Consider the following 11,465-nt stretch of genomic DNA (forward strand, 5'->3'; position numbering starts at 1 on the left):
TCTCAGTCGGTGAGGTCGGACCCGACCGCGGTCCCTACAAGTTCTCGGTGCAATCTATCGCGCACTGGGCACATGATGCCCACGTTCACACGATCGGAGGTCGTCCGTGCCGTGACATTCGCAGCACGCCTCGTCCGGACAGTTTCCGACGTTCCTCGTCCTTACCCCATGGGTCCAGACGCCACCCGGCTCGCCATCCTTCCATCCAGGCCTTGAGCTGGTGCGGTTTGTTCGCCCACTTGATGCATTGCATCAATGTCCACGAACCCACGTATGCCCAGCTGAATGGCCAGGGCAGGTTCCGCCGGGCCAACCAGACGCGATTCCTGGCGTTCATATAGAAGTATTCGTCATGCCGTCTGGGGTCGATCACCGGGTGGGCTACCGAGAGTTCGCCCATGTACCAGACGATGTACCCGGCATCCCACACTCGCCAGGCGAGTTCGATGCCTTCATGGGCGTACCAGAAGGGCGCGGGCCATCCGCCGCATTCGTCAAAGGCCCGACGCTGCATGCAGACCGCGCCTTCCCACACCGAGAACACATTCGAAGAGTGGTCGGCGCTTCCCTTCTTGAGTCTGGGAATCCAACGTTTGGGCGCGTCGGGCCCTCCAGGCTCCTCGACTCTCGGCTGGATCAGACCGATTCGCGGTTTGGTGCGCATCAGCTGTGCCATGCGCATCAGCGACGTGTCGTCTGGCAGCCACGCGTCATCGTCGAGGAAGAACAGGAACTCGCCGTCGACATGGGGGACGCCGGCGTTGCGCCCCGCGGGGATTCCGAGGTTCTCCGGAAGCCCCAGCTTTTTGACCTGGTCAGGGACGCCTTCTGGCTCCCATCCGTTCCCCACACAGACGATATCGAGGTCGACGCCCTTCTGCGCCAGCAACGACTCGAATCCACGGTTGAGATCGTCCAGTCGCTTGCCTTGGCTGAGTACGACCACACCGAACGTATAGCGCCGATTGTCTTCGAAACGCTGGGAGAGGATTCTCGATGACTCGCTCATGACAACCTCTTTGATGCCATGATCGACATGAAGTGCCCGATGACGGAGAGCAGGCACAGGGGCGCCATGATGAGAACGAGCCACCGTTCTCCGAACAGCGGTTCGGTCCCGCCTGCCACAGCTATGGCAGTCACGATGCTCGAAAGCAACGCCATCAGAGACATCTCCACCGAGTGGAATATCCGATGGAAGGGCACGAACCGGGCGATGCGCTTGAGGGTGGCGACCAGACCTGGATTGACCGCGGTGGCTTCTTTGGAGTCGGCGAGTTTATCGAGCCCGTTGAAGGCACGGGAAACATGGACCATATCGTTGAGTGCCTTGTTGAGGAGGACCAGTGCGGCCAGGACGGTGCCGGCGAGCAGAAGTGGGTAGGAACCGGCGGGATCGTCGACGAGGTTGCTCCATTCCCCCACAGCCCGGACTCCGAGAGCGACAGCAACCAGACCTTCTGTGGTGTAGTGGCCCACCTTGTCGAGGAAGACTCCCTTGGCCCCGCTCGTTCCCCGCCAACGGGCGACTTCGCCGTCACAGCAGTCGATGTACATCTGGACTTGGGAGAAGATCACAGCGAGGACTGCGCCCCAGATGCCAGGAATCAAAAGGCTGAAGGCGATACACCAGCCAGCTAGGATCATCAGGCCGGTGACTCCGTTGGCGCTGATCTTCGTGCGAACGAGCAGCATCGTGAAATAGATCGAGATATGCCGGAGGTAGAGCTGCGCGGTCCAGTGCTCCGCATTCTTGCGGCTGCGGACTTCTACCGGCTGTGCCTTGGCCCGAAGCTCCGACAGCGTCGGATGTTTCGCCGGAGACTTTTCGGGCACGTCCGTTCCTCTCTGTTCCATGGTTGGTCTCCAGCCACGATAGCGCGAAGTCCGCGCCGGTTCAGTCAGGACTTACCCAGCTCACTCTTGATCCGCGTCGTCGAGATCTCAGGAGTGCGCGGCAGGTAGACGACTTCGCACTGGTCTTTGAGGAAATCGAATTCGCCTTCCCAGTCATCGCCCATGACGAACTTGTCGATGTGATACTTCACCACGTCAGTCGACTTCTGCTCCCAATTGTCCTCTGGAATGACGAGATCGACGTAGCGGATCGCTTCGAGCATGTGCTTGCGTTCTTCGTAGGAGAAGTACGACTTCTTACCCTTGCCGGCGTTGAATTCATCGCTCGAGAGCGCAACTACCAGGTAGTCACCCTGTTCTTTGCATCGCTGGAGCAGTCGAATATGCCCGTAATGGAGCAGGTCGAATGTTCCGTACGTGATGACTCGTTTCATTGCTGATTCCGTCCAGAGATCAAAGCTCACCTCGTGAGCCGCAGATTTAGTTCCGCGTTAGTTTATCATTCTGTTACTTCAAGTTTGGAAAATGTCACACGGCTCACTCAGCGTGTTTCAGCCCGTGCGCATCAGAGCGCAACGCGATGACTCGCTCACTCGCATGGATAAACCGTGCGGTCTGTTCACCCGACCCTGTGTCACCGAGATAGAACTTCGCCAATGCTGGAACCGACTCGCTTCGGGAGACGGCCTCGTCGATGAGATCGACGACGCTCTCCTTGCCGTCCGGATCCACTGCCGGACATCGGTCAAGAAGCCCCCCCTCGAGCACTTCTGCCTCTGGTTCATGGGGTTTGACCATCACCAGCGGCTTCCCGGAGGCGAGCCAGTCGAAGGCCACCGAGGTCATTTCGACTACAGCGATGTCGGTCTCGTCGAGTTGCCAGGACACATCAGGGCTCTGGTCGACAAAGCCTCGCGGGTCAGAGTCCACGATCTCCGTCACCGCTTCCACGGCCTTCTCGAAGTCATGGCGCATGACTCCGGTCCGCGGGTGGGGTCGGAAGATCACACGGTAACCAGCCTGCAGCAGAGCGGTGACGATGGCCTCACCGTTGTAGGCGATGGTCCCATAGACCATGGACGGAGAATCCCCTTCCCATGTCGGCGCATAGAACACCACTTTCCCGTCAGGATGAGCCTTCTTGAACTCAGTCCACTCCCGGGGGACGGACCGTGGACGATCCAACTGCGGACGCCCGACATCGAACATACGATCGTCGCTCATTCCGTAGAGTGTCTGCTCTATCCGTTCTCTGGCGGCCTGGCCAGCTGTGAAGACGTAGTCGTACCCCTTCAACTGGTTGGAGATCATCGAGATCTTCTCACTCTCGCCATGGCTGAGGTGCACATGGGCCGGCTCAGGATAGCGCAGCGCCTGAAAGTTGCTGGTCCCCTGATTGACGTAGAAGACAGCGCGGAGGCTCGGAGACTGCATGAACTTGTCGAGGCCACTGGTCAGACGTGAGAACCGAACCGGAAATGAGGTGACGCCCTTGAGGTACTCCGCCACGGGAGCGTTGCGGACAATGATGCCGAAGGGCTGATCACCATGACCGGTGTCCTTGAGACGTGTCTCCAGCTGCTTGAAGGGCCACAGCCACTGTTCCAGCTGATAGACCGAGGTGAGGTCTCCGGCGAAGTAACCAGCCGCAACGAAGTCGTCATCGTCCTGTGGAGAGAAATCGTCCGGCAGCCGTGATTCGCGGACACGTTCCCGAAGTCTCTGCGCTACGAGCTTGGCAACCGACTGCGCGAAGTTGGCACCACGAACCGCAGTCTGCGGCAGATCTGCCGGATGAAAGGTCATGGCCTCTATTGTGCATGCCTGTCTGTGCTCCAACTGAATTCGCCCTCCTCTCCAGGTGAACGGACTACCGCCGGACATTCGACGCGCGTGGTGGCAATCGGCTAGTTTTGAGTGTGATTCAGCGAGGAGAGCACAATGTCATCTGTCAGCCGACACCGATTCGAACGACCGTCCCTGCGGAAACGCTCAGCGGCTGTTCCAGTGACACCCACATCCGAGTCTGCGCCTCTGTTCAGTCGTCGCATCGTCGACAGCGAACCTCAGGACCTCATCGCCTCCGAGTCCTTCGAAGCCGCCCTGACGGCGCCAAACTACGGCAGCGATGCATCTGCGGAATCGGGAACGATCACTCAGGTGATCATCCCTGACTCCACTCCAGAGCTTCTCGCCGAAATCGCCTCGGCGTGGGGTCTCCACCCGGTGCTCGTCGATGACCTCTACCATGCGAATCAGCGTGCAAAGGTCGAACGCTACGACAATGTGCTCTTCGTCGTCCTCAAATCCGCCGTCTATATCGATGCAAAGGAAGAAGTCGAGTTCAGTGAGTTCCACCTGCTGATGAAAGATGATGCGCTCGTCATCATCTGTCAGGACGATCGGTTCATCGACGGCACTCCAATTCCGGACAGCCGCGACGGGATTCGGGAGTACTTCACGAACGAGAAGCGGGGGTGGACGAAGGACCGCGAACTCCTCTCTCTCGGCCCCGAGGCGCTCATCTACCGATTCCTCGACACGGCTGTCGACGGGTACTTCCCCGTCCTCGACGGCCTGCAGTTCGACAAGGACGGGATCGAACGTCAGGTCTTCAGCGGGGACACGGCCGCGGCCGAGCGCATCTACCTGCTCAGTCAGGAGGTCATCGACGTCCTCCACAATTCCACGCACCTCAACCGCCTGACACAGGCTCTGGGCCAAGGAGCGACCAAGTACGCGATTCCCGATGAGCTGCGCGCCTACCTCGATGACGTCACCGACCATCTCACCCGCGTCCTCGCCGAAGCCGGCGAGCTGCGCGAAGCCTTGTCCCAGATCCTCAACGTCAACTCCACTCTCGTGGCGCAGCGACAGAACGAAGACATGAAGAAGATCTCCGGTTGGGCGGCGATCCTCTTCGCGCCCACCCTCATCGGCGCGATCTACGGGATGAACTTCGATGACATGCCCGAACTCCACTGGGCTTTCGGCTACCCGATGGCACTCGGCCTCATGGTCGGCCTCGGGGTCGTGCTCTACGCCGTGTTCAAGATCAAGAAGTGGATGTGAGCCGCTCGTTCGCGCTGCAGAGCGGGCAGAAGAGAACAACTTAGACTGGGTTCGTGGACCCCCAGCTCAGACTCCTCGGCGATGCCGCATGGAACGGCGTCCCGATCACCGGCGAGCGCATCATCTCGCTGCTCCGCCACCTCGCCGAGGCGGGCCCCAGAGGCATGTCATCGCCGGCACTGATCGACACGATCTGGGATGACTCCCGGCCTGATCATCCGCAAAAGGCTCTGCAGGTGCTGGTCTCGCGCGCACGCTCGCAAACCTCCCTTGACCTGATTGCGCGGACGGCAACGGGCTACCGGATCGACCTGCCCTCCGATGACGTTGATATTTGGGCGCTCAGCCGTGTCCTCACCGACGCCGAGGCGGCTCTGGCTTCCGGCTCCCTGTCCGCCGCCATCGAACTGGCCCAGACCGCTCGACGGCTCGGGTCCGAGGAACCGGCAGACAGGATCGGCGCCCTCGCTCTGGCTCGGCAGGGACACCATCATGAGGCGCTCGGAGCGCTCGAGGACCTCGTTCGTGCCCACCCACTCGATGAGCAGCTCGCCGCCGCTCTTCTGCGCTGCCTCGCCGAGGTCGAAGGTCCGGCCGCCTCACTCCGCCGATTCGACTCCATCCGCACTCACATGGTCGACAGCCTCGGTGCCTCCCCGGGACCCGAACTGCGCAGGACCCACGACGAACTCCTCGCCCTCGATACCCCGGTCCGGTCGGGACTCCGCCACTCCTCCACGACTCTGCTCGGCCGCAGCGAGGACATCGATGCCCTCAACGGGCTGCTCTCGACCGTCCGATTGGTCTCGATCATCGGCCCCGGCGGTCTGGGCAAGACGCGACTGGCCCAGGAGGTCGCCGCCCGCAGCCCACTCCCCCGGGTCCACATCGTCGAACTCGCCACATTCGGCCACTCCGATGAGATCCTCGATGCCATCGCCGACAGCCTCCACGTCCGCGAGACCGTCAACAGCATCGATCGCAACTCCACGGGACCGGATCTGCGCAGCCGCGTCATCACAGCACTGAGCACGGGATCGAACCTGCTCGTCCTCGACAATTGCGAGCACCTCATCGACGGTGTCGCCGCACTCGTCAACGACCTCCTCGGCGCGGTGGCAGAGCTGCGCATCCTCACCACCAGTCGCACTCCGCTGCGCCACACCGCCGAACACGTCTACCTCCTCGACCAACTGCCCCCTGCCGAGTCGAAGGAACTCTTCATTCAGCGTGCCCGGGCGGCACGACCGACCGTCACGATCGATGAGAACACTGTCACCTCACTCGTCGACCACCTCGACGGACTGCCGCTGGCCATCGAGCTCGCCGCAGCACGCACGCGCACACTGACTCCTGAGTCGGTCCTCGACAACCTCACCGATCGCTTCACCCTTCTGCGCGGAGGCGACAGAACGGCACCGCAGAGACATCAGACCCTGCAGGCAGTCATCGACTGGTCCTGGCAGCTGCTCGACGATGATGCGAAGACGGCACTGATGACGATGTCGCTCCTGCCAGACGCCTTCGGCACCGAGTGTGCCGAAGGTATCCTCGGGGCCACGGCGATGAGGACGATCGATGACCTCGTCGACCAGTCCCTGCTCACCGTCATCGAGCGTGAGGGCAGCATCCGATTCCGCATGCTGGAGACGATCCGGGAATACGGGCACCTCCACCGAAGCAGTTCGGGTCAGGGCCAGCGCATCGCAGACTCCGTCGACCGGTGGGCGGTGGACACCTGCCGGAGTCTTGCCGACGACATCCTCGGTGCGGGGCAGCTGCGGGCAGTGCATCGGCTGCGTGCCGAGGAGCACAACCTCACTCCTGTGCTCAGACGCCTCCTCAGCGAACGCGATGACAGGGCCATCGTCATGCTCGCGGCGCTGCTGCCCTTCTGGATGGTCAGCGGTGCGCACATCCGCATCATCGAGCACTTCCAACTCCTCGAGACCTTCCTCGACGGCTGGACGATGCCTGCGGATATGGCCGAGTACGCCCGCCGAGTCCTCGCGGTCCAGACCACAACATGGGGAATGCTTCCGCGCTGGCAGGATCTTCCCGCGACCTCACAGCTGCTCGACGAACTCGGGCCGGAGTCCGCCGACCCCTATGTCCGGGCGATGGCCCGGCTCGGACTCGTCATCGTCTCTGACCCTGACTCGAGTCAGACCTCGCCCGCACCGGCCGGGCTGCACGCACTCACCGATTCCGACGATCGTCTCACCCGTCTGGTCGCGGTCCCGTACTTGGCGGGAATCCAGGAGAACGCCGGCGAGGTGGCCGATTCCATTGCTCTGCTCGACGCCGCCTTCGCCGACTTCCGAACCGACGACCCGCCCTGGCTGGCAACGAGCTACCGAGAGTCCCTGGCCCAGCTGCATCTTCAGCACGGAGAATTCTCCCAGGCCCGCGAACACGCCGCCGCCGCGCTGCCGTTGCTTGCGCAGTTCGGTGCCAGTGTCGACTGCCGGTCCTGGCTGGCGTTCGCCGATCTCGGCCTCGGCGAGCTCGACCGTGCCGAGGATGAGCTCACGGCGCTGGCCGAGGCGGAGGATCAGAACGAGCCTTTCGGCAACCGCTATATGCTGATCCTGGGCCGGGCAGAACTCGCACTGCTGCGCGGCGACTTCGCTGCTGGGCTCGATCTGCTCAAATCGGTTCGGCACACCGGACGCGTCCGCCCCGCCCTGCCTGGGTTCTCGTCCGGTGACGGACTCGACCCGTGGACTCTGCTCATCGGCGCTGTCTCAACGGTGGTCGCCGTCCGCCACGACCCCGATTCCGCGGACGAGCTCTTCGACTCACTCATCGACATGGCAGAACGTGCATCCGACCAGAACCGTCTGCACTACGATTTCCCGGTCCTGGGCACGGTCGCTTTCGCCATCGCTGTCTGGCTCGGGCGACGAGGACGCTCCGGGCAAGATATCGACTCCGAACTGGCGAGTCGATTCGCGGCCTTGGCCGATCGGTTCGCCTTCAACCGAGTGTTCCCGTCGCTGGGTTGGTCGACTCTCATCGACGAGCTCACCTCGGCGCAGGTTGCCCGGCTCGACGAGGTGGCGGAGGAACTGGGGACGCTCGATTTCGCCGCGGCGATCGAGCGCTATCACGCCGAGGCCCGCTTACTCAGGCGCTCCGTTGGTACGACTTGAGCGTCAGTGGAGCGAAGATGACGATGACGACGGCGCAGCCGAGCAGCGCCCAGCCCACCTCGGCGGTGAGAGTCGCCGAGTTCGCCAGGTCCCGCACTCCCGACACGACGTGGGAGATCGGGTTGATGCCGACGAACCACTGCAGCCAGCCGGGCATCGAATCGACCGGAACAAAGGCATTGGACAGGAAGGTCAGCGGGAAGAGGATCATCATCGAGACTCCCTGCACGCCCTGAGCCGATCGCACGATCGTGCCGACGTAGGCGAACGCCCAGGACAGGGCCCAACCGGTGATGACGACGAGGACGATGGCCGCGGCCACACCGAACACTCCGCCCTCGGGGCGGTACCCCATGGCGATGCCGGAGGCAAAGGTCACGGTAGCGGCGACCGCGTAACGCAGCAGGTCAGCGACCATGGGGCCGGCCAGGGGCGCGATGCGTGCCACCGGCAAGGTCTTGAACCGGTCGAAGATGCCGGTGTCCATGTCTTCGCGCAGTTGGACTCCGGTCGCCATGCTCGCCGTCAGGCAGGTCATCGCGAGGATGCCGGGAACCATGATGGGAAGGTAGTTCGCGACGTCGCCGCTGATCGCTCCTCCGAAGATGAAGCCGAACATGAGAGTGAAGAGGATCGGCTGGATGAGGACATCGGAGAACTGTTCGGGTTCCCGACGCATGTGTTTGAGCGCGCGGGAGGCGAAGCCCATCGTCTGGTTCCAGGTTTCGACCAGGCTCGGCCGCGCCGTCAGAGTCGAGGCGTCAGCGCGGATGCGGTCGGTTGTCATGGTCGGGCCGGGTGCGGTCCGTTCGGCGGGTGCGGTTCTCATGCTGGGAGTCCTTCCGTGGTCTGAGTTCGGTCGGGGCGGTCGGCAGGTGCCGTGCCTCCGGTGATGCTGAGGAAGACGTCGTCGAGGCTGGGCTCTTCCACCCTGATCGAGATGACGTCGATGCCGGCCTCGCGCAGTGCGACGAGGATCGTGGCTGCGTCCGAGGCGTGCTGCAGGGCGACGGCGATCCGACCCGCCTCCGGGGTATGGACGACATCATCGCCGACGGTCGCGGCGATGAGGCTGCGCGCCCGGTCGATGTCCGCGTTCGAGGTGTCTGCATCGAATCCGAGGTGCAGGCTCGAACCGCCGATCGAGGCTTTGAGCTCCGCTGGGGTTCCCTGAGCGACGATCGTCCCGTGATCGATGACGGCGATCCGGTCGGCCAGCTGATCTGCCTCCTCCAGGTACTGCGTGGTCAGCAGAACGGTGACACCGGAGGCGACGAGGCCGCGGATCGTCTCCCACATCTGATTGCGTGTGCGCGGGTCGAGTCCGGTGGTCGGTTCGTCGATCAAGTTCAAGGGGCAGAGGGAAGGCAGACGCACCTGATGTCCATGAACACCACCACAACGAACACCAACACGACCACGACGAACAGGCTCTTGGAGCTACCGCTGCTCACGCCGGAGTTGCGGGCCGCGGTCGAGCGACTCCGGGAGATGGCCGAGGACGACTGGACCGCTTCGATCCTGTATGGGCGGGCCTCACAGGACCGGCACAAGCTGATGCGCTCGATCGATGACCAGCTCACTGACATGGTCGGCTGGTGCCTGCCGATCGAATGGTACCCGGAGGCGATCGTCCGCGATGCTGACCGGTCGGCCTCGCAGTGGCGCAGGCGCGAACGCGAGGGCTTCGACGAGGCCATGGCCTTGATCGAGTCCGGCAGGTATGGCGGCTTTGCCTCTTGGGAGCCGTCTCGTGCCGGGCGCGATATGGAGGTTTACGTGCAGCTGCGCAAGGCCTGCCAGCGCGCCGGGGTCCTCTACCTCACCCACGGCAGGGTGTATGACTTCTCCCGCTCCGATGACACGTTCATGATGGGCTTCGAGTTCCTCCGCGCCGAAGCGGACGCGAACACGATGCGCGAGCGGCAGTTGCGCACAGTCAAGCTCAACGCGGACAAGGGCCGCCCCCACGGTCGCCTCCCGTACGGATACCGGCGGGTCTACGACCAGCACACCGGTGTCCTGCTGCGCCAGGAACCCGACCCCCACACCGGGCAGATCGTCCGCGATGCCGCCCGTGATGTGCTGGCTGGTAAGTCCATGTACTCGATAGCGATGCGGTTGCAGGATGCTGGGGAGCCGACACCGAAGAAGCCGTGGGCCGAGAGTCCCCGCGGCTGGGATACCTACACCGTCCGCCAGGTGCTCCAGAACCCCACCATCGCCGGCAAGCGCGTCTACCGCGGTGAGGTCATCGGCCAGGCGCAGTGGGAGGCGTTGATCGAGTGGGAGGACTTCCAGAAGATCCAGCGCCTGTTCGCCGATCCCGGACGTCTCGTCAAGGGCGGTGGCGGGATGGCCGCGAAGACGCTCATGGTCCACATCGCCCGCTGCCACTACTGCGGCCGCCCTTTGAAGCGGGCCACGATGCGGAAGAAGGAGAGGACTCCGGCGGTGAAGTACCAGTGCCAGTTCCGGGGGTGCTATAAGACGATGATCTCCCAGCCGGGCCTGGACGCCTATGTCGAGCAGGTCGTGCTGGAGTGGTTCCAGAACCCGACCAACCTCGCCTGGCTCACCGGCGACGACGACGGCGACTGGCTCAAGGTTGCCGAGGCTGCCGAGCAGAAGCGGGCGGCGTTGCAGGCCCGCCTGGACGAGGTCATCGCCCAGTACGCGGCCGGGAGTCTGAACCTCGACACGCTCACGAAGCTGGAAGCCGCGTTGCGGCCCCAGATCGCCGAGGCCGAGCAGGCGCTCATCCCCCCGGTGACCGACGAGCGGGTGCGTGCCCTGGTCACCGCCGAGGATGTGCCTGCCGCGTGGGCGGGCCTGCCACTGTTGGAGCGGAGGAAGATCATCAAGGCCACGTTCAACGTCCGCATCCAGCAGACTCAGAACCGGGGCCAGAACGCCTTCGAGCCCGAGCGGGTACTCATCGAGCCCCGCGCACTCTAAAGGACGTGGGGCTCGATGCCGAGACGGTCAGGATGCCGGGTGGGTCAGGTGGCGTCGCCGCGGAGTTGGTGGCGGATCAGCTCGGCCTGCTCGGCACTCATGGGCGGGAACCGGGAGGCTGTGGTCTTCGCGGCCTGCCGGATCGTCTCCCGGTCGGTGTCGGTCAGGGCCTCGTCGTCAATCGCCAGGCGCGGCCTCGTCGTCGTGGTGGGCGTATGGGTCTGGGGTGTCGGGATACTTTCATACCCGACAGGTACGCCCATACACCCGAGGTTCAAAAACAGCAATCACTGCATCCCTGAAGCCTCATTGCAATACCTCCGGGAAAGAAACATCGTTGCCTCAGAGGAAAACCTCCGGCACAGCAGGGTCGTTGCCTCAGATGAGAACCTCCGGAAGTTCACCCGTGTTCCCAGAACCGGT

Annotated in this window: 10 protein-coding genes; 3 read left to right on the top strand and 7 right to left on the bottom strand. The window is 63.2% G+C overall.

Going from position 1 to position 11,465, the window contains the following annotated elements:
* Positions 1-85: 85 nt before the first annotated feature.
* The 4 genes from EB835_RS19060 to EB835_RS19075 all read right to left on the bottom strand — a co-directional run bounded on the left by EB835_RS19060 (position 86) and on the right by EB835_RS19075 (position 3,663).
* The gene (locus EB835_RS19060; protein ID WP_135811021.1) at positions 86-1,009 is read right to left on the bottom strand and encodes a glycosyltransferase family 2 protein; all 924 of its coding nucleotides are present in this window, start codon (positions 1,007-1,009) and stop codon (positions 86-88) included.
* Entirely contained in the window at positions 1,006-1,857 is an 852-nt protein-coding gene (locus EB835_RS19065) for a CDP-alcohol phosphatidyltransferase family protein (RefSeq protein WP_135811022.1), read from the bottom strand. Before EB835_RS19065 ends, EB835_RS19060 begins: the two co-directional genes overlap by 4 nt.
* 44 nt (positions 1,858-1,901) lie before the next feature.
* Entirely contained in the window at positions 1,902-2,291 is a 390-nt protein-coding gene (gene tagD, locus EB835_RS19070) for a glycerol-3-phosphate cytidylyltransferase (protein WP_135811023.1), read from the bottom strand.
* A gap of 103 nt (positions 2,292-2,394) precedes the next feature.
* The gene (locus tag EB835_RS19075; protein ID WP_135811024.1) at positions 2,395-3,663 is read right to left on the bottom strand and encodes a CDP-glycerol glycerophosphotransferase family protein; all 1,269 of its coding nucleotides are present in this window, start codon (positions 3,661-3,663) and stop codon (positions 2,395-2,397) included.
* A 201-nt stretch (positions 3,664-3,864) separates the two neighbouring features.
* On the opposite strand from EB835_RS19075, the gene EB835_RS19080 reads away from it, so the two are divergent.
* The gene (locus EB835_RS19080) at positions 3,865-4,929 is read left to right on the top strand and encodes a magnesium and cobalt transport protein CorA (protein ID WP_346763167.1); all 1,065 of its coding nucleotides are present in this window, start codon (positions 3,865-3,867) and stop codon (positions 4,927-4,929) included.
* A 53-nt stretch (positions 4,930-4,982) separates the two neighbouring features.
* Positions 4,983-8,084 (top strand): ATP-binding protein, encoded by a 3,102-nt coding sequence (locus EB835_RS19085; RefSeq protein ID WP_135811026.1) that lies wholly within the window; start codon positions 4,983-4,985, stop codon positions 8,082-8,084.
* Here the strand turns inward: EB835_RS19085 and EB835_RS19090 are convergent.
* Positions 8,059-8,913, bottom strand: coding sequence for an ABC transporter permease (locus tag EB835_RS19090; protein ID WP_240688864.1), 855 nt, complete (start codon positions 8,911-8,913; stop codon positions 8,059-8,061). The two genes, EB835_RS19085 and EB835_RS19090, sit on opposite strands and share 26 nt — an antisense overlap.
* A complete protein-coding gene (locus EB835_RS20795) occupies positions 8,910-9,437 on the bottom strand; it encodes an ATP-binding protein DrrA1-3 family domain-containing protein (protein WP_205749985.1) in 528 nt (175 codons plus the stop codon). The genes EB835_RS19090 and EB835_RS20795 overlap by 4 nt, the downstream gene beginning before the upstream one ends.
* A 33-nt stretch (positions 9,438-9,470) precedes the next feature.
* Between EB835_RS20795 and EB835_RS19100 the strand changes: the two genes are divergently transcribed.
* On the top strand, positions 9,471-11,042 hold the full coding sequence (locus EB835_RS19100; protein WP_211209010.1) for a recombinase family protein: 1,572 nt from the start codon (positions 9,471-9,473) through the stop codon (positions 11,040-11,042).
* Between the two features lie 44 nt (positions 11,043-11,086).
* Here the strand turns inward: EB835_RS19100 and EB835_RS19105 are convergent, their stop codons facing one another.
* Positions 11,087-11,305, bottom strand: coding sequence for a hypothetical protein (locus EB835_RS19105; protein WP_135811027.1), 219 nt, complete (start codon positions 11,303-11,305; stop codon positions 11,087-11,089).
* Positions 11,306-11,465 lie beyond the last annotated feature (160 nt).

Source organism: Brevibacterium sp. S22, assembly GCF_004745485.1.
GTDB lineage: Bacteria > Actinomycetota > Actinomycetes > Actinomycetales > Brevibacteriaceae > Brevibacterium.